This is a genomic window from Pseudomonas sp. PDM27 (assembly GCF_019219205.1).
Lineage (GTDB): Bacteria > Pseudomonadota > Gammaproteobacteria > Pseudomonadales > Pseudomonadaceae > Aquipseudomonas > Aquipseudomonas laurylsulfatiphila.
The window spans coordinates 199,190-217,447 of sequence record NZ_JAHUWF010000005.1 but is presented as its reverse complement, the minus strand read 5'-3'; the positions used below and the strand labels follow the sequence as shown (position 1 = coordinate 217,447).

Below are 18,258 nucleotides of genomic sequence, written 5' to 3'. Positions count from 1 at the left end.
ATTACAGAGGTAATTTGAGCGCCAAGGCTAAGGCTCTGCTTCGACAGCGTCAATGCGCGGCTCAGCGTAGCGAGTGTAGTTGCGCATCGGGGTGGCAACAATCCTGATACTGCGTGTTATTACGCCATTCATCATGGTATTTGCCGGGGGGTTGGCGTTCTCTGCCAGTTGTGTCTAGACTGGCCGGGTTCTTGTCGGGGTGCCTTGCTATGAGGCTGAGATCGAATAATTTCGGATCCCGTTGAACCTGATCAGGTTAGCGCCTGCGTAGGGAACAAGATTTCTCGTCACCCGGCGAGTCCTCTTGTGCTTCGTCCGGGAAATTGTTCGACAATCGAGCGCTCCCCGTGTGACGACGCACAGCACCAGTCCTGGTGCGTCCGTGCCTTTCAGGTTCTGCTCCGACAATCCACTGCCTGGATGCTGTCTGGAGAGCCCGTGATGACCATAAAAGCAAAAAACGCGATCAACCTCAGTGAGTCGGCCAAGGTCGATGAGCAGTCGGTTCAACCCTTTACCCGTTCGCAAAAAGTCTACGTCCAGGGCTCTCGCCCGGACATCCGCGTGCCGATGCGCGAAATCACCCTGGACGTGACGCCGACTGACTTCGGCGGCGAAATCAACGCCCCGGTGACTGTCTACGATACCTCGGGCCCTTACACCGATCCCAACGTGGTGATTGACGTGCGTAAAGGCCTGGGTGACGTGCGTTCGGCGTGGATCGACGACCGTGGTGACACCGAACGCCTGAGTGGCCTGAGCTCGAACTTCGGGCAGGAGCGCCTTGCCGATCCAGAGCTGACCAAACTGCGCTTTGCCCACGTGAACAACCCGCGTCGCGCCAAGGCCGGGGCCAACGTCAGCCAGATGCACTACGCGCGCAAAGGCATCATCACCGCCGAGATGGAATACGTCGCCATCCGCGAAAACATGAAGCTGCAAGAGGCCCGCGCCGCCGGCCTGTTGAAGCAACAGCACGCCGGCCACAGTTTCGGCGCGAGCATCCCGAAAGAAATCACCCCTGAATTCGTCCGTGAAGAAATCGCCCGCGGCCGCGCGATCATCCCGGCCAACATCAACCACACCGAACTGGAGCCGATGATCATCGGCCGTAACTTCCTGGTGAAGATCAACGGCAACATCGGCAACAGCGCCCTGGGTTCGTCCATCGAAGAAGAAGTGGCGAAACTGACCTGGGGCATTCGCTGGGGTTCGGACACGGTCATGGACCTGTCCACCGGCAAGCACATCCACGAAACCCGTGAGTGGATCATCCGCAACTCGCCGGTGCCGATCGGTACGGTGCCGATCTACCAGGCGCTGGAGAAGGTCAACGGTGTGGCCGAAGACCTGACCTGGGAGCTGTTCCGCGACACGCTGATCGAACAGGCCGAGCAGGGCGTCGACTACTTCACCATCCACGCCGGCGTGTTGCTGCGCTACGTACCGATGACCGCCAAGCGCGTGACCGGCATCGTGTCCCGTGGCGGCTCGATCATGGCCAAGTGGTGCCTGGCGCACCACAAAGAGAACTTCCTCTACACCCATTTCGACGAAATCTGCGAAATCATGAAGGCCTACGACGTCAGCTTCTCGCTGGGCGACGGCCTGCGTCCGGGCTCGATTGCCGACGCCAACGACGAGGCGCAGTTCGGTGAACTGGAAACCCTCGGCGAGCTGACCAAGATCGCCTGGAAACACGACGTGCAGTGCATGATCGAAGGCCCGGGCCACGTGCCGATGCAGTTGATCAAGGAGAACATGGACAAGCAGCTGGAGTGCTGCGACGAGGCGCCGTTCTACACCCTCGGCCCGCTGACCACCGACATCGCGCCGGGCTACGACCACATCACCTCGGGCATCGGTGCGGCAATGATCGGCTGGTTCGGTTGCGCCATGCTCTGCTACGTCACGCCGAAAGAACATTTGGGCCTGCCGAACAAGGATGACGTGAAGACCGGCATCATCACCTACAAGATCGCCGCGCACGCCGCCGATCTGGCGAAGGGGCACCCAGGCGCACAGATCCGCGACAATGCCTTGAGCAAGGCGCGTTTCGAGTTCCGCTGGGAAGACCAGTTCAACCTGGGCCTCGATCCGGACACCGCGCGTTCGTATCACGATGAAACCCTGCCGAAGGATTCGGCCAAGGTCGCGCACTTCTGCTCGATGTGCGGGCCGAAGTTCTGTTCGATGAAAATCACCCAGGAAGTCCGCGAGTATGCGGCCAACCAACGGATCGAAGCGGTCGACGTGGACGTCGCCCAAGGCATGGCCGAACAGGCCGAGCGCTTCAAGAAGGAAGGCAGCCAGTTATACAAGAAGGTTTGATCTGACCTGGGATTGACGGTGCCTTTGGTGCCGTCTTCGCGAGCAAGCCCGCTCCCACATTTGACCTGTGTACGCAGGACCAATGTGGGAGCGGGCTTGCTCGCGAAAGCGCCAGTTCAGACACCGAAACTCCCAAAAACAAAATGTGTCCCTCTGAGATAACACCCTTGAGCATTCAACCCAGCACTTACTCCCCCGACATCGCGGTGCCGATCGACAAGCGTGTGTTCGGCGGTCGCGATCTGTTTTCCCTGTGGTTCTCCCTCGGCATCGGCCTGATGGTGTTGCAGACCGGTGCATTGCTCGCGCCGGGCCTGGGCCTGTCCGGTTCGTTGCTGGCGATTTTCCTCGGCACCCTGGTCGGCGTTCTGCTGCTGGCGGCGGTCGGGGTGATTGGCAGTGACACCGGCCTGTCGTCGATGGCCGCCCTCAAACTCAGCCTCGGTGCCAAGGGCGCGAGCCTGCCGGCGGTGCTGAACCTGCTGCAGCTGATCGGCTGGGGCTCGTTCGAAATCATTGTCATGCGCGATGCCGCCAGTCTGTTGGGCGCGAAGGCCTTCAGCGAAGGCAGCCTGCTGTCGAATCCGCTGCTCTGGACCCTGTTCTTCGGCGCCCTGGCGACTCTGTTGGCGGTCAGTGGCCCGCTGACGTTCGTCCGGCAGATCCTGCGCAAGTGGGGTATCTGGCTGCTGCTGGCCGCGTGCATCTGGCTGACCTGGAACCTGTTCGCCAAGGCTGACCTGGCCGCGTTGTGGGCCCAGGCCGGTGATGGTTCGATGCCGTTTGCCGTGGGTTTCGACATCGCCATTGCCATGCCGCTCTCCTGGCTGCCGCTGATCGCCGACTACTCGCGGTTCGGCAAACGGGCGAAAAACGTCTTCGGTGGCACCGCCATCGGATTCTTCATCGGTAACTTCTGGCTGATGAGCCTGGGCGTGGCCTACACCCTGGCGTTCGCGCCGAGCGGTGAAGTCAATGCCTTGCTGCTGGCGCTGGCCGGGGCCGGCCTGGGGATTCCGCTGCTGCTGATTCTTCTGGATGAATCGGAAAACGCCTTTGCCGATATTCACTCGGCGGCGGTGTCCAGCGGGATTCTGTTGCGTGCCAAAGTCGAGCATCTGGCCCTGGCCATTGGCGTCATCTGTACGCTGATTGCCCTGCTGGCGCCATTGGCCCAGTACCAGAACTTCCTGCTGCTGATCGGTTCGGTGTTTGCGCCGTTGTTCGGCGTGGTGCTGGTGGACCACTTCATCCTGCGCAAGCGCAGCGGCCAGGTGGCTTCAGCCGCTTTGCGCTGGCCGGCGCTGCTGGCCTGGCTGGGTGGGATCAGCACTTACCATCTGCTCGCCAACCTGTATCCGGACGTGGGGGCAACCCTGCCGGCGCTGGTCCTGGCAGGGTTGCTGCAGCTGGTGCTGGGCCGGGCCTTCAGTTACGGCCGGGAAACAGCTCGGGCTTGATGATGCCGTTCAGGCGAGGGTAGGGGATCTTCAGTTCGACATGGCCCAGCGCGTAAGGCGCAATGGTGCTGGTTTCGTACTTGAGGATCACCCCGCCGTAGGTCAGCGCCACGTTCTGGGTTTTCTGGAACGGCCAGCTCTTCACGAACTCCGGTTCCTGATCGAGCTTGGTGCTGATCAGCCAGCTGTTGTGCGCCACTTGCGCGGCTTTCCAGAACGCGTCTTCCTGCCCCGGCACCAACATGTCGGACAACGTCAGCACTTTATGCTGCTGGCGCGAGTAGTTGATGAAACCCCGCCCCGGCGTGCCATGGGCGCCGCCGGTGTCCAGGTAGCTGGACAATTCGATGATCACCAAGCCGTCATGCTGCTCACGTACCTTCGCCTGCAGATAGCTGCTGTTGCGCGGGCCGGCGGTGCGCAGGAATTCTTCGCGATAGGCCGCCAGGGTCGGTGCCACCGGCGCGTCGGGCGAGGTGCGGGTCATCTGCAGCAGGCGTTTTTCGATGATGCCGTCCAGTGCAGGCTCGTCCGGAAAGTGCAGGGTGTCGATGTTGACCAGCGGGCAATCCGGGTTGCTGCAACCGGGCTTGAGTTGCTCGGAGGCATCGCGGGTGGTTTCCAGCGGCGTCCGGTAGTTGGGCTGGAACAGGCTCGCGCAAGCGCCCAGGGTCAAGGCGATGGCGGCCACGGAGGCGATTTTGAAAAGCGACATGGGCGTCCTTTCTGAAACAGGGGAAGGCAAAAAGTTACCGGCTTCGACTCTCAACAAAGCAATCAGTTCGCCACTAAGCTAATTAGAGAGGGTTTCGCCTTCACCGTCCATCCCGCTGACGGGAAAGGGGCTGCATCAAACATCACGGGCGCGTTAGGATGGCGCGAAGTCGAGGCCCAGGAAGAAAGGAGCCTCGTTCAGGATTCGCAGTAACGAGGATTGTCATGACGGATTTTGCCAACGCCATTCCGACCGCCGTTGATATCGTGCGGCGCGAAAAATGCTACGAGGGTTTCTACAAACTCGAACGCGTGCACTTGCGCCACGAATTGTTCGCCGGGGGCATGAGCCGTGAGATCAATCGTGAAGTGTTCGTTCGCCATGACGCGGTCTGCATGCTGCCTTACGATCCGCAGCGCGATGAAGTGGTGCTGATCGAGCAGTTTCGCGTCGGCGCCATGGGCAAGACCGACAACCCGTGGCTGATCGAACTGGTCGCTGGTCTGATCGACAAGGATGAAGTGCCGGAAGCAGTTGCTCACCGCGAAGCGCAGGAGGAAGCTGGGCTGGAAATCGGGGCGCTCTGGCCGATGCTCAAATATTTTCCATCGCCGGGCGGCAGTAACGAATTCGTGCATTTGTACCTGGGGCGTTGTGACACTACCGGGGTTGGCGGCCTGCATGGGCTGGAGGAAGAGGCAGAAGACATCCGCGTCACGGTCTGGGCTTTCGAAGATGCCCTGCAAGCCGTGCGCGACGGGCGTATTGCCAACGCGGCGAGCATCATTGCCTTGCAATGGCTGGCTTTGAACCGCGTTGAAGTGAGGGGGTTATGGTCGTAAACAAGCTGCGCGATCGCTATCGGGTAGATCTGGTGGGGCTGCAAGCGTCCTGCGAGGCGAACTACGCGCGCCTGATGCGACTGCTGCCGGACATGCGCAGCGAGCCTGCCGCGCGGCGCATCGCCGTGACCCATGGCGACCAGATGCTCGGCGTGCTGGCCCTGGAGGTATTGCTGACCTGTCCTTACACCACGACCCTGCAAGTGCGGCAGGAACACAGCCTGCCGTGGCTGCCGGTGCCGCAACTGGAAGTGCAGGTCTATCACGATGCACGCATGGCCGAAGTGGTCAGCGCCGAACATGCACGACGCTTTCGCGGCATCTATCCTTACCCGAACGCCTCGATGCACCAGCCGGACGAAAAGGCCCAGCTGAACATGTTTCTGGGCGAATGGCTGAGCCATTGCCTGGCGCTGGGGCATGAGTACGAAGTCGTACGTTAACGGCGAAGCGCAGTTGTGAACTGTGTCAGGTTCACGGATTTCCCCTTTCGATCGTCCCCCAGCATAATTGCGGCACTTACCCATCCCCGTGATCACGCCCTGGGAGAACGCCTTGCCGAGCGTATCCACATTGACCACCGCCGATCCGGCGTTGCTGGTGCAACTCTCCGACAGTCATCTGTTTGCCGAAGCGGACGCTGCGTTGCTGGGCATGAACACTCGCGACAGCCTGCAAAAGGTCATCGAGCTGGTGCGCGCGCAGCAGCCGCAGATCGATTTGATCCTGGCCACGGGTGATCTGTCCCAGGACGGGACGCTTGCGTCCTACCGGCAATTTCGCGAGATGACGCGCCAACTCGGTGCGCCGGCGCGCTGGATTCCCGGCAATCACGATGAGCCGCAGATCATGGCCGAGGCGGCGGTGCAGAGCGCTTTGCTCGAACCTGTGGTGGATATCGGCAACTGGCGGGTCACGATGCTCGATTCGGCGGTGCCGGGCTCGGTGCCGGGATATTTGCAGGATGAACAGTTGCAGTTGCTCGCCCGCTCGCTGAGCGAAGCGCCGGAACGCCATCATCTGGTGTGCTTCCACCATCACCCGGTGTCCATCGGTTGTGCCTGGATGGAACCGATTGGCTTGCGCAATCCCGAGGCGCTGTTCGCCGTGCTGGATCGTTTCGAACAGGTGCGCGCGGTGTTGTGGGGGCATGTGCATCAGGAAATCGATCAGAGGCGCAATGGTGTGCGATTGATCGCCTCGCCCTCGACCTGCATCCAGTTCGAGCCGGGCAGCGAGGATTTCAAGGTCGGGGAACAGGCACCGGGTTATCGCTGGTTGCGACTGCTGCCCGACGGGCGGCTGGAAACCGGGGTAGAGCGGGTTACCGGGTTCGATTTCACTGTGGATTACGGTTCCAACGGCTACTGATTTTTCATTTTTCTGGAAAACCGGGGCGCGGCCTTCGCGAGCAAGCCCGCTCCCACATTGGATCTGCGTCATTCACAAATCCCCTGTGGGAGCGAGCTTGCTCGCGATGACGTCTTCAAAGACACCTCGAATTTCGCGGATATCCCCGATTCCCCAGAGTCCCTGTAAACTCCGCCTCTTTAGCCGACGCACAGGGAACTCAAATGTCCGGTTCGATCCTTTATATCCACGGCTTCAACAGCTCGCCGTTGTCGAAGAAGGCCTGCCAGTTGGTCGAGGTGATGGAACGTCTGGGCCTGAGCGAACAGTTGCGCGTTCCGGCATTGCACCACCACCCGCGCCAGGCTATCGAGCAGCTGGAGCAGGCGATTGCCGAACTGGGGCGGCCACTGCTGGTCGGCAGCTCCCTCGGCGGCTACTATGCGACTCACCTGGCCGAGCGCCATGGCTTGAAAGCCCTGTTGATCAACCCTGCCGTCAGCCCGCACCGGATGTTCGACGGCTATCTGGGGACGCAGAAAAACCTGTATACCGAAGAGGCCTGGGAATTGACCCACGACCACGTGACGGCCTTGGCCGAGCTGGAAGTGCCGGCACCCCGGGATCCGCAGCGTTATCAGGTATGGTTGCAGACAGCTGACGAAACGTTGGACTATCGTCTCGCCCAGCAGTATTACCGGGCATGCGCCTTGCGTATCCAGGCCGGCGGCGACCACAGTTTCCAGGGTTTTGCCACGCGATTGCCGGCCATGTTGAGTTTTGCCGGCATCGGCGCCGATTTGTATCAGGCAATCGATTTCAGCGCATTGTGAGCGATAGCCCCTTGAATTCTTTTTTCACCGAACACTGACGACGAGACCCTATGGCCACTCCCAGCGCTAGCTCTTATAACGCCGACGCCATCGAAGTCCTCTCGGGCCTCGACCCGGTGCGCAAACGCCCCGGCATGTACACCGACACCAGTCGGCCGAACCACCTTGCCCAGGAAGTCATCGACAACAGTGTCGACGAAGCCCTGGCCGGGCATGCCTCATCGGTACAGGTGATCCTGCATGCCGACCATTCCCTGGAAGTCAGCGATGACGGCCGTGGCATGCCGGTGGACATTCACCCCGAGGAAGGTGTTTCGGGCGTCGAGTTGATCCTCACCAAGCTTCATGCCGGGGGCAAGTTTTCCAACAAGAACTACCAGTTCTCCGGCGGTTTGCACGGGGTGGGTATTTCCGTGGTCAACGCCTTGTCCACCGAAGTGCGGGTGCGGGTCAAGCGTGACGGCAACGAGTACCAGATGACCTTCAAGGATGGCTACAAGGCCACCGAGCTGGAGATCGTCGGCACTGTCGGCAAACGCAACACCGGCACCAGTGTGTTCTTCGCACCGGATCCGAAATACTTCGACTCTCCCAAGTTTTCCATCAGCCGCCTCAAGCACGTGCTCAAGGCCAAGGCCGTGTTGTGCCCGGGGCTGCTGGTCAGTTTTGAAGACAAAGCCACCGGCGAAAAAGTCGAATGGCATTACGAAGACGGCCTGCGTTCCTACCTGGTGGACGCGGTCAGCGAATTCGAGCGCCTGCCGGACGAGCCGTTCTGCGGCAGCCTGGCCGGTAATAAGGAAGCGGTGGATTGGGCGCTGCTGTGGCTGCCCGAAGGTGGCGACGCGGTACAGGAAAGCTACGTCAACCTGATCCCGACCGCCCAGGGTGGTACCCACGTCAACGGCTTGCGCCAAGGCCTGCTCGACGCCATGCGCGAGTTCTGCGAATTCCGCAGCCTGTTGCCGCGCGGCGTGAAGCTGGCGCCGGAAGACGTCTGGGAACGTATCGCCTTCGTACTGTCGATGAAGATGCAGGAGCCGCAATTCTCCGGCCAGACCAAGGAGCGCCTGTCGTCCCGTGAAGCGGCGGCGTTTGTTTCCGGTGTGGTCAAGGATGCGTTCAGCCTGTGGCTCAACGCCCACCCGGAAACCGGCATGCTGCTGGCGGAACTGGCGATCAACAACGCCGGCCGTCGCCTCAAGGCCAGCAAGAAGGTCGAGCGCAAACGCATTACCCAGGGCCCGGCGCTGCCGGGCAAGCTGGCCGACTGTGCCGGGCAGGACCCGATGCGTTCCGAGCTGTTCCTGGTGGAAGGTGATTCCGCCGGCGGCTCGGCCAAGCAGGCGCGGGACAAAGAGTTCCAGGCGATCCTGCCGTTGCGCGGCAAGATCCTCAACACCTGGGAAGTCGACGGCAGCGAAGTGCTGGCCAGCCAGGAAGTGCACAACATCGCCGTGGCGATCGGTGTCGATCCGGGCGCTGCCGACATGAGCCAGCTGCGCTACGGCAAGATCTGCATCCTCGCCGACGCCGACTCCGACGGCCTGCACATCGCGACCTTGCTGTGTGCCTTGTTCGTCCAGCACTTCCGCCCGCTGGTGGATGCCGGTCACGTCTACGTGGCCATGCCGCCGCTGTACCGCATCGACCTGGGCAAGGAAATCTACTACGCCCTGGATGAAGCCGAACGCGACGGCATCCTCGATCGTCTGGTTGCCGAGAAGAAACGCGGCAAACCACAGGTCACCCGATTCAAGGGGCTGGGTGAAATGAACCCGCCGCAGCTACGTGAAACCACCATGGACCCGAACACTCGGCGTCTGGTGCAGTTGACCCTGGAAGATTTCGAGGCGACCTCGGAAATGATGGACATGCTGCTGGCGAAGAAACGCGCCGGTGACCGCAAGACCTGGCTGGAGTCCAAGGGCAACCTGGCCGAGGTGCTGGGCTGATGCGTCTGGGCTTTGCCCTGGCCTGTGCGTTGCTGCTGACGTCGATTACGGTATCTGCCGAGCCGGCGCCACAACTGCGCGTGTTGTCCGGGCATGTCGTCGACGGCATGCGCGGTGGCAACCTGTCCGGGCTGGCGCAGTGCGGCAATGACCTGTGGGCAGTTTCCGACCGCGACGATGATCAGATCTACCGCCTCGATACCCGCGAATCCGTGTGGCAGGCACAAACGGTGCACATTGATGTACCGCCGGTGCCTGACAGCGGTTTGCCCTGGGGGCTGAAGTCTCGCGTCTGGGGGGCTTCGTTCGTGCGTGGTGGCGATCTGGACTTCGAAGGCATTAGCTGCGACAGCGCCGGCAATCGCTACATCGTCAGCGAAGGCCATGCCGCTGTCTTGCAAGTGCCGCCAACGGGGCCTGCTACCTGGCTGAAAATTTCGCCGATGATGGTTCGCGAGGCGCGGGCCAGAGGTTTGCTGTTGCAATTCAATGCACTGTTCGAAGGGCTGGCGGTCAATCCGGCGGGCGATCAGATGTGGCTCGCCGCCGAGCGTAAAGGCCGCGGGTTGCTGATGATCAAACGCAAGCAGACGATGTGGGATTGCGACGGTGGCTGCGTGCTGCTGAGCGAGGCGGGCATGGAAATGCAACCCGAGCAGTTTCCCCACGCCAGAGCTGTCTCGCGGGATTTCTCTGACCTGTCGCTGTTCAACGGCAAGCTGTTCACCCTTGAACGCAACGCCTATCAGATTTGTCGCCGGGATCCGCAGACGGCCAGGGTCGAGCGCTGCTGGTCGTACGCCGCCGAGTTGTTGCAGGAAAACCGTCGTTATCCACAGGACTACGGGTTGGAAGAAGCGTTGATCGTGGACGCCGAGGGTGCCTGGATCGGTGTCGACAACAACTTCGGTGCGCGCGCCGATGGTGAAGTGCGTCCGGTGGTCTGGCGTTTCGCGGCGCCGGACGGTGGCTGGAGTGCCAGCCTGTGAAGCAGCAAACGCCGGGGCAGCGCATCGGCCGGGTGTTCATGGTGCTGGCCTGGTGCGCAGCGCTGTTTCTGGCCACGCGGTTTTTCGGCCAGTGGGAAGCGCGGCAGCAAAATCCGAACGTGGTGGTCAGCTCGGAGCAGGGCGAAGGTTTCATCGAGGTGAAACTGGTCAGCAATGCGCAGGGGCATTTTGTTGCCAGCGGCCAGATCAACGGCCAGCCGGTGGACTTCATGCTCGACACCGGGGCGACCGATGTGTCGATTCCGGCGGACCTGGCCAAGCGTTTGAAGCTCGAAGAAGGATTCGGCGTGACCCTGAGCACGGCCAATGGCCTGAGCCAGGGCTATCGCACCCGTATTGAACGGCTGCAACTGGGCGACATCGTGCTGCGGGATGTACGCGCACTGGTGGCTCCGGGGCTGCATGGCGATCAGGTGTTGCTCGGCATGAGCGCACTGAACAAACTTGAATTTACCCAGCGCGGTGGCACCATGCTGCTGCGCCAGACAACGAACCGATGAGGCCCGCATGAGCGACTCCCTTGATCTCAGCCTGGACGGTGTAGAACGCCGGTCACTGGCTGACTTCACCGAAAATGCCTACCTCAACTACTCCATGTACGTGATCATGGACCGTGCCTTGCCGCATATCGGCGACGGTCTGAAACCGGTACAGCGGCGTATCGTCTACGCCATGAGCGAGCTGGGGCTGGACGCCGATTCCAAGCACAAGAAGTCGGCGCGTACCGTCGGTGACGTGCTCGGTAAGTTTCACCCCCACGGGGACTCGGCCTGCTACGAAGCCATGGTCCTGATGGCCCAGCCGTTCAGCTATCGCTACACGCTGGTCGACGGCCAGGGCAACTGGGGTGCGCCGGATGATCCCAAGTCCTTCGCCGCCATGCGTTACACCGAAGCGCGGCTGTCGCGTTATTCCGAAGTGCTGCTCAGCGAGTTGGGCCAGGGTACGGCGGACTGGGGGCCGAACTTCGACGGCACGCTGGACGAGCCGCTGGTCCTGCCGGCCCGCTTGCCGAACATCCTGCTCAACGGTACCACCGGCATCGCCGTGGGCATGGCCACCGACGTGCCGCCGCACAACCTGCGCGAAGTCGCCACGGCGTGCGTGCGTTTGCTCGATGAGCCCAAGGCCACGGTCGAACAGCTCTGTGAGCACATCCAGGGCCCGGACTACCCGACCGAAGCGGAAATCATCACCCCGCGCGCCGACCTGCTGAAAATCTACGAAACCGGTCGCGGTTCGGTGCGCATGCGTGCCGTGTATCACATCGAAGACGGCGACATCATCGTCACCGCGTTGCCACATCAGGTCTCGGGCGCCAAGGTGCTGGAACAGATCGCCGCGATGATGCAGGCCAAGCCGTCCAAGGCCCCGCAAATCGCCGACCTGCGCGACGAATCCGACCATGAAAACCCGTGCCGGATCGTGATCATTCCGGGGGCGCGCAAGAACTTCGACCACGATGCGCTGATGCAGCACCTGTTCGCCAGCACCGAGCTGGAGTCGAGCTACCGGGTCAACATCAACATCATCGGCCTGGACGGCAAGCCGCAGCTGAAAAACCTGCGCGCGTTGCTGGTCGAATGGCTGGAGTTCCGGGTGCAGACCGTGCGTCGTCGCCTGCAATTCCGCCTCGACAAGGTCGAGCGTCGCCTGCACCTGTTGGACGGTTTGCTGATTGCCTACCTCAATCTGGATGAAGTGATCCACATCATCCGTACCGAGGAGCATCCACGGGCCAAACTGATCGAACGCTTCGCCCTGAGCGAGATCCAGGCCGACTACATCCTCGATACCCGTTTGCGTCAGTTGGCGCGACTGGAAGAAATGAAACTGCGTGCCGAGCAGGATGAACTGCTCAAGGAACAAGCCAAGCTGCAAGCCCTGCTGAGCAGCGAAGCCAAGTTGAAGAAACTGGTACGCACCGAGCTGATCAAGGACGCCGAAACCTACGGCGACGACCGTCGTTCGCCGATTGTCGAGCGCGCCGAGGCCAAGGCCCTGACCGAGCACGATCTGCTGCCGAACGAGAAAGTGACGGTCGTACTGTCGGAAAAAGGCTGGATTCGTTCCGCCAAAGGCCACGAGATCGATGCCACCGGGCTTTCCTACAAGGCCGGGGACGGTTTCAAGGCGTTGGCCGCCGGGCGCTCCAACCAGTTTGCCGTGTTTATCGACTCCACCGGCCGCAGTTACTCGGTGGCCGCCCACACCTTGCCGTCGGCCCGTGGCCAGGGCGAACCGCTGACCGGTCGCCTGACACCGCCACCGGGAGCGAGTTTCGAATGCGTGCTCATGCCCGAAGACGATGCGTTGTACGTGATCGCCTCCGACGCCGGCTACGGTTTCGTGGTCAAGGGCGAGGACCTGCAAGCCAAGAACAAGGCGGGCAAGGCCCTGTTGAGCCTGCCGAACAACGCCAAGGTCATGCTGCCGCGTCCTGTGGCCGATCGTGAGCAGAACTGGCTGGCATCGGTGACGACCGAAGGTCGCCTGTTGATCTTCAAGATCAGCGACCTGCCACAATTAGGTAAAGGCAAAGGCAACAAGATCATCGGGATTCCCGGTGAGCGAGTGGCCAGTCGCGAAGAGTATGTGACGGACATCGCCGTATTGCCGGACGGTGCAACCTTGGTGTTGCAGGCCGGGAAACGTACCTTGTCACTGAAAGCGGACGACCTCGAACACTACAAAGGTGAACGTGGCCGTCGTGGCAACAAGTTGCCGCGTGGCTTCCAGCGGGTAGATGCGCTGCTCGTCGAAAACCTCAATTAGGCGACATAGAAGCGCCGAACTACGAATTAACCCGTAGTTCGGCGCTTTGCGCTGGAGTCGGAACGCATATTCACGGATGATATGGCCTTTCAAGCGCCGGCACTGCCGCGCGTTATTCATATTTATTGAGTATTTTCACTGTGATCAGCCTTTTATTGATCACCTGGATGGGACGATGACTGCTCTGCGCCTTCCTTTTATTCTTATGCTCGCCGGCATTCTTGGCCTGGCGGGTTGCAGCGTTCACCAACCGGTGTCGCTGTATCAGCTGGACGCTGGAAACCCGGTTCAGCCTGCACAGAACGCGGGCATGGCGGTATTGTTGGGCCCGGTCACCGTGGCCGACTACCTGCAGCGCGAAACCCTGTTGCAGCGTCAGCCGGATGGCAGCTTGCAAGCATCGACCGACGGTCGTTGGGCCGGCAGCCTTTCGTCGGATATCGATCAGTTGCTACTGCGTCAGGTCGCAGGTCACCTGGACAGCCAGCGCGTAGTGCTGGCCCCGGCAACATTGGGGTTCACCCCGGACGTTCAGGTGCTGCTGACCATCACGCGCCTGGATTCGGGTGAAAAACAACCCGCGATCCTCGATGCGCAATGGCGCCTGATCGACCGTCGCGGGCAGGTCCGTGATAATCGCATCATCCATTTGCAGGAACAGCATGCCGGTAGTACGGCGGCTCAGGTCCAGGCACAGGGCGTGTTGTTGCAACGCCTGGCCTCGGAATTGTCGGTGGCGCTCAAGCCACTGGCCAATCAGCCACCGATCGCCGAAGTCCCGCGTAAAGCGCCAGCCAAGGCGCCTGCACCTGCGGTAGAACAGGAAAAGCAGCCGAAGATCCCGATGGCCGCGCCTATTCGTACGGATATGGAAGTGTTCCGCTTCTAAGCCTGGATGGATTTGAAACAAAGCCCGCATTGATGCGGGCTTTGTTGTTTCTGCAGGTTGGAAATATCTGGCGTCAGTTCCGGCCTCTTCGCTGGCAAGCCAGCTCCCACAGTGTCCGCGTCGTACACAAATTATGTGAACACCCCTGAACCTGTGGGAGCGGGCTTGCCCGCGAAGGCGTCAGCACAGACAACAAAAAAGCCCGCAGACGATCACTCATCTGCGGGCTTCATTGTGGCCGGGCCTAAGGTTTAAGCCCGGCGTTCGTGCATCCGCGCCAGTTGCCGTTCAAGCATCGATGGATACGGCTCCATCAACCGCTCTACGCAGCATGCACCTTCAGGGCTGGCAATCGGGCGGATCCGTGCGCGCTGGCGGATCAACGCGTCGTCACTGATCTTGCGCTCCACCAGCAGCAGGTTGCGGCTGTGCTGCGACAGGGCCAGGGCGTCCTGGGCGGAGTCGGTCAGCAGCAGGTCGATCTGGCTCAGGCCGAACAGTTCGTCGCCGAGGGTCAGGCCCAGCTGCAATTGCAGGGTGATGCCGCTGTCCGCGACTTCGATCTGCAGCTGGTGGCCCAAGGCCCGTAGCAACTCGCCACAGCAAATGGCATTGGTCAGGTAGTCGTCGCCGCTGTCTTCGGTGTGGAACAGCATCAGCGTGCTGCCATCGTTCAAGGTCTCCACTTCGCCTTGATACAGCGATGCGGCCTGGTCGAGGCAATCGCGATAGCGCTCCAGCAGTTCTTCAAGGCGTGCCCGCGGCAGGCGTCGCAGTTGCTCCTGGGAACCCAGTTGCACCGCCAGTACCGCGCTGTGTTGCGGCACGCTCGGCGTGGCCTTGCGAATCACCGGTTGCGGGGGGCTGTCCAGCGACTCGTCGCGCAGGTCAGCGAACGGGTCTTCGTCATCGTCGTCTTCGACGGTGCTGACGATCTGCCGTGGCGCTGGCTTGAGCGCCGCTACCGGGCGGCTCTCGTCGAAACTCGGATCGCGCAGGTTGCGGACTTCGAAGGCCGGGTCGGCCTCGTCATCGACGTCGTCGAATTCCGGTTCCGGCACAGGGGCAGGCTCCGGGGCGAAGTTGGCGTGCAGCTGACGCGCCAGGTCGCCGATTTCGTCCTGGCGGTCGGTGGCCGGGGTGTATTCATCGATATTGCGCAGCCACACCCGCAATTGCAGCAGGGGCGTCGAGAGATAACGCCCCATGCGCAGGCTCAGGGCCAAAGACAGGGCCAGCAGGATGGCGCTGAGGATGCCCATGCTTTGCAGGCTGATTGTCATCGGCTGCTGGAACTGGTCCATGTCCAGGCTGATACGCAATTGCCCGGCGGTCACGTCCTGGAAGGTGATCTTGCTCTGGTACATGCCTTCGGCCTCGCCCAGCAGGCCATGCTTGGGACGCTGGCCGGATTCGGCAAGGATGCGGTTGTCCGGACTGTAGATGGCGGCGTGGGCCACCAGCTTGTTCTTGGTCAGGTTATTGAGCAGCACATTGAGGCTGAGGATGTCGTTGGACACCAACAGCTCCGTGGCCGAAGTGGCCGTCTGCGTCGTCAGGCTTTCGCCCAGCGCATCCGCCTGCTCGTGCATGGCCTGCTTGAACTGCAGGCCCATCACACCGGCATAGATGACCAGGGCCAGGGCGACCAGGATCACGTTATGGCTGGCGATGCGCAATGCAATCGGTACACGGCGGTGGCGCAGTGCCCGGAAGATCAGCAGGAAGAAGTTATCGGTTTTTACTGGCGTGGGCCGGTTCACTTGAGCTCGGCTCTTTTGTCCGTGAAGTTGACGCGCAGTATAGCGACAGGCCCTAGACCGTCAAAGCGCTCACGGTGCCCGATGGTCACCGAAAGTGGGTAGAATGCGGTTTTTTTCCACCTGCGGGGGTGCGCCTTGCGCGAAATCGTCCTGATAAACATCACGGGAGTCGACCGTCCGGGTCTGACTGCGGCCATTACCGGCGTTCTGGCCCAGGGTGGTGTGAACATTCTCGACATCGGTCAGGCGGTGATTCACGACACCTTGTCGTTCGGCATCCTGGTTGAAATTCCCGACACCGAGCAAGGCAAGTCCGTGCTCAAGGACATCCTGTTCAAGGGCTACGAGCTCGATCAACAGGTGCGTTTCACACCGGTGTCCGAACAGGATTACCAGCAGTGGGTCGGCAACCAGGGCAAAAAGCGCCACATCGTGACCCTGTTGACCCGCAAGGTGACAGCCGGGCAGTTGCAGGCCGTGAGTTCGATCACCGCCAAATATGGTCTGAACATTGACCACATCGATCGTCTGTCCGGGCGCATGCCACTGGACACGCCGGCCGACAAGGGCAAGGGTTGCATCGAGTTTTCCGTGCGTGGCGAGGCGGCTGATCCGCAGGCGCTGCGGGCCGAATTCCTCAGCGTCGCCCAGGAACTGAACGTCGACATCGCCTTCCAGGAAGATTCGCTGTTCCGTCGCAACCGTCGCCTGGCGGTGTTCGACATGGACTCGACCCTGATCGAAGCCGAAGTGATCGACGAACTGGCCAAGGCGGCTGGCGTGGGTGACAAGGTTTCGGAAATCACTGAGCGGGCGATGGCCGGTGAGCTGGATTTTCGCGCCAGCTTCAAGGAGCGCCTGGCCTTGCTCAAAGGTCTGGACGTTGGCGTGCTGGACTCCATCGGTGCCTCGTTGCGCCTGACCGAAGGGGCCGAAACCCTGTTCGCCGAACTCAAGCGCCTGGGCTACAAGACCGCGATCCTGTCGGGCGGCTTCACCTACTTCGCCAAGCAATTGCAGGCCAAGCTGGGTATCGACTATGTGTTTGCCAACGAACTGGAAGTGGTCGACGGCAAAGTCACTGGCGTGGCGGTCGAGCCGATTGTCGATGCGCAGCGCAAGGCGGATTTGCTGAAGGAGTTGGCACACAAGGAAGGCTTGCGCCTGGAGCAGACCATTGCGGTCGGCGACGGTGCCAACGATCTGCCGATGCTGGCGATTGCCGGGTTGGGCGTGGCGTTCCGCGCCAAGCCGCTGGTCAAGCAGTCGGCCAAGCAGGCCATTTCGACGCTGGGCCTGGATGGCGTGCTGTACCTGCTGGGCTTCCGCGATCGCGACGGCCAGCTCTGATATACCCGATACAAATGTGGGAGCGGGCTTGCTCGCGAAGGCGTCATCATATTCAACATCTATGTTGACTGTAAGTCCGCTTTCGCGAGCAAGCCCGCTCCCACAGGGGTACAGTTTGGTCCTTAGGCCTTTGGCGAACCCATGCCCTGACCCATCTGCACCGCTGTACCGGCAGTCATTTCCTCAGCCCACTTCACCTGATCCGGCCCGAACAGCACGACGGCGGTCGAACCCAGCTTGAAGCGACCCAGTTCCGCACCTTTTTCCAGATGAATCGGCGCGCGTGCGGCTTCGTCGTAGCGGAAGGTTTTCAGCTCGCGCTTCGGCGGCGTGACCAGGCCGGCCCAGACGGTTTCAATCGAAGCCACGATCATTGCACCCACCAGCACCACGGCCATCGGCCCGCGCTCGGTGTCGAAAATGCACGCCACGCGCTCGTTGCGGGCGAACAGTTCCGGAACGTTTTCAGCGGTGGTCTGGTTGACCGAGAACAGGCGACCCGGGATGTAGACCATCTCGCGCAGGGTGCCGGCCAGCGGCATGTGCACGCGGTGGTAGTCCTTCGGCGACAGGTAGATGGTCGCGAAGTCACCGCCCATGAACGGCGCAGCGTTCGCCGCATCGCCACCCAACAGTTCCAGCACGCTGAAGCTGTGGCCCTTGGCCTGGAATACACGACCGTGCTCGATCGGGCCGAGCTGGCTGATCGCGCCGTCGGCCGGGCTGAGGATCGCGCCCGGTGTTTCGTCCAGCGGACGGGCACCGTCTTTCAGTGCGCGGGTGAAGAACGCGTTGAAGTGCTCGTAGGCAGTCAGGTCTTCGACCAGCGCTTGGGACATGTCGACCTGATAGCGCTTGGCGAACCAGGCGGTAAAGGCATTCTTGAACCAGCGCACGCGGCATTCGGCGATGCAGCCGGCCAGTCGCGAGAGCAAGTTGTGGGGCAGCAGGTACTGGCCGAGGAGAAACAGACGCTTGTTCATTA

15 protein-coding genes and 1 riboswitch are annotated in these 18,258 nt (G+C 61.4%); of the genes, 12 read left to right on the top strand and 3 right to left on the bottom strand.

Features of this window, described 5'->3' with window-relative positions; all coding sequences use genetic code 11:
* Positions 1–185: 185 nt before the first annotated feature.
* A riboswitch (TPP riboswitch) is annotated at positions 186–291 on the top strand.
* Between the two features lie 150 nt (positions 292–441).
* Both thiC and cytX read left to right on the top strand, forming a co-directional pair.
* Positions 442–2,331 carry a phosphomethylpyrimidine synthase ThiC gene (gene thiC / locus KW838_RS13205; RefSeq protein WP_218501284.1) on the top strand — a complete coding sequence of 630 codons (1,890 nt, stop codon included), beginning with the start codon at positions 442–444 and terminating at the stop codon, positions 2,329–2,331.
* A gap of 167 nt (positions 2,332–2,498) precedes the next feature.
* On the top strand, positions 2,499–3,791 hold the full coding sequence (gene cytX / locus KW838_RS13200) for a putative hydroxymethylpyrimidine transporter CytX (RefSeq protein WP_218501283.1): 1,293 nt from the start codon (positions 2,499–2,501) through the stop codon (positions 3,789–3,791).
* On the opposite strand, the gene KW838_RS13195 is transcribed toward cytX, so the two are convergent.
* Positions 3,760–4,506: an RsiV family protein gene (locus KW838_RS13195; protein WP_116580721.1), complete on the bottom strand. Its 747-nt coding sequence runs from the start codon at positions 4,504–4,506 to the stop codon at positions 3,760–3,762. The genes cytX and KW838_RS13195 overlap by 32 nt on opposite strands.
* A 224-nt stretch (positions 4,507–4,730) precedes the next feature.
* Here KW838_RS13195 and KW838_RS13190 point away from each other — a divergent pair, with 224 nt between their 5' ends.
* The 9 genes from KW838_RS13190 to KW838_RS13150 all read left to right on the top strand — a co-directional run bounded on the left by KW838_RS13190 (position 4,731) and on the right by KW838_RS13150 (position 14,160).
* Positions 4,731–5,348, top strand: coding sequence for an NUDIX domain-containing protein (locus tag KW838_RS13190; protein WP_015093209.1), 618 nt, complete (start codon positions 4,731–4,733; stop codon positions 5,346–5,348).
* Positions 5,339–5,791 carry a DUF1249 domain-containing protein gene (locus KW838_RS13185; protein WP_007977461.1) on the top strand — a complete coding sequence of 151 codons (453 nt, stop codon included), beginning with the start codon at positions 5,339–5,341 and terminating at the stop codon, positions 5,789–5,791. The genes KW838_RS13190 and KW838_RS13185 overlap by 10 nt, the downstream gene beginning before the upstream one ends.
* A gap of 112 nt (positions 5,792–5,903) precedes the next feature.
* On the top strand, positions 5,904–6,719 hold the full coding sequence (gene cpdA, locus KW838_RS13180) for a 3',5'-cyclic-AMP phosphodiesterase (protein WP_218501282.1): 816 nt from the start codon (positions 5,904–5,906) through the stop codon (positions 6,717–6,719).
* Between the two features lie 203 nt (positions 6,720–6,922).
* A complete protein-coding gene (locus KW838_RS13175) occupies positions 6,923–7,531 on the top strand; it encodes a YqiA/YcfP family alpha/beta fold hydrolase (RefSeq protein WP_007977463.1) in 609 nt (202 codons plus the stop codon).
* Positions 7,532–7,581: 50 nt separating this feature from the next.
* Positions 7,582–9,486: a DNA topoisomerase IV subunit B gene (gene parE, locus KW838_RS13170; protein ID WP_007977465.1), complete on the top strand. Its 1,905-nt coding sequence runs from the start codon at positions 7,582–7,584 to the stop codon at positions 9,484–9,486.
* Complete coding sequence (locus KW838_RS13165) at positions 9,486–10,475, top strand: esterase-like activity of phytase family protein (RefSeq protein WP_218501281.1); 990 nt, start codon at positions 9,486–9,488, stop codon at positions 10,473–10,475. Before parE ends, KW838_RS13165 begins: the two co-directional genes overlap by 1 nt.
* Positions 10,472–10,996 carry a TIGR02281 family clan AA aspartic protease gene (locus KW838_RS13160; protein WP_102698646.1) on the top strand — a complete coding sequence of 175 codons (525 nt, stop codon included), beginning with the start codon at positions 10,472–10,474 and terminating at the stop codon, positions 10,994–10,996. The genes KW838_RS13165 and KW838_RS13160 overlap by 4 nt, the downstream gene beginning before the upstream one ends.
* 7 nt (positions 10,997–11,003) lie before the next feature.
* Positions 11,004–13,271: a DNA topoisomerase IV subunit A gene (gene parC / locus KW838_RS13155; protein ID WP_102698647.1), complete on the top strand. Its 2,268-nt coding sequence runs from the start codon at positions 11,004–11,006 to the stop codon at positions 13,269–13,271.
* Between the two features lie 175 nt (positions 13,272–13,446).
* On the top strand, positions 13,447–14,160 hold the full coding sequence (locus tag KW838_RS13150) for a membrane integrity-associated transporter subunit PqiC (protein WP_102698648.1): 714 nt from the start codon (positions 13,447–13,449) through the stop codon (positions 14,158–14,160).
* 251 nt (positions 14,161–14,411) lie between these two features.
* Here KW838_RS13150 and KW838_RS13145 read toward each other — a convergent pair whose 3' ends face one another.
* A complete protein-coding gene (locus tag KW838_RS13145) occupies positions 14,412–15,923 on the bottom strand; it encodes an AhpA/YtjB family protein (RefSeq protein ID WP_218501280.1) in 1,512 nt (503 codons plus the stop codon).
* A 135-nt stretch (positions 15,924–16,058) separates the two neighbouring features.
* Here KW838_RS13145 and serB point away from each other — a divergent pair, with 135 nt between their 5' ends.
* Positions 16,059–17,273 carry a phosphoserine phosphatase SerB gene (serB, locus tag KW838_RS13140; RefSeq protein ID WP_007977477.1) on the top strand — a complete coding sequence of 405 codons (1,215 nt, stop codon included), beginning with the start codon at positions 16,059–16,061 and terminating at the stop codon, positions 17,271–17,273.
* A 122-nt stretch (positions 17,274–17,395) separates the two neighbouring features.
* Here the strand turns inward: serB and asd are convergent, their stop codons facing one another.
* Positions 17,396–18,256: an archaetidylserine decarboxylase gene (asd, locus tag KW838_RS13135; RefSeq protein WP_008048034.1), complete on the bottom strand. Its 861-nt coding sequence runs from the start codon at positions 18,254–18,256 to the stop codon at positions 17,396–17,398.
* Positions 18,257–18,258: the final 2 nt, after the last annotated feature.

Bases quoted from the DNA above. Each gene is read 5' to 3' on its own strand.
- thiC (WP_218501284.1), top strand. From the start codon at position 442: ATGACCATAAAAGCAAAAAACGCGATCAACCTCAGTGAGTCGGCCAAG.
- KW838_RS13195 (WP_116580721.1), bottom strand. From the start codon at position 4,506: ATGTCGCTTTTCAAAATCGCCTCCGTGGCCGCCATCGCCTTGACCCTG.
- KW838_RS13190 (WP_015093209.1), top strand. From the start codon at position 4,731: ATGACGGATTTTGCCAACGCCATTCCGACCGCCGTTGATATCGTGCGG.
- KW838_RS13185 (WP_007977461.1), top strand. From the start codon at position 5,339: ATGGTCGTAAACAAGCTGCGCGATCGCTATCGGGTAGATCTGGTGGGG.
- KW838_RS13175 (WP_007977463.1), top strand. From the start codon at position 6,923: ATGTCCGGTTCGATCCTTTATATCCACGGCTTCAACAGCTCGCCGTTG.
- parE (WP_007977465.1), top strand. From the start codon at position 7,582: ATGGCCACTCCCAGCGCTAGCTCTTATAACGCCGACGCCATCGAAGTC.
- KW838_RS13165 (WP_218501281.1), top strand. From the start codon at position 9,486: ATGCGTCTGGGCTTTGCCCTGGCCTGTGCGTTGCTGCTGACGTCGATT.
- parC (WP_102698647.1), top strand. From the start codon at position 11,004: ATGAGCGACTCCCTTGATCTCAGCCTGGACGGTGTAGAACGCCGGTCA.
- KW838_RS13150 (WP_102698648.1), top strand. From the start codon at position 13,447: ATGACTGCTCTGCGCCTTCCTTTTATTCTTATGCTCGCCGGCATTCTT.
- asd (WP_008048034.1), bottom strand. From the start codon at position 18,256: ATGAACAAGCGTCTGTTTCTCCTCGGCCAGTACCTGCTGCCCCACAAC.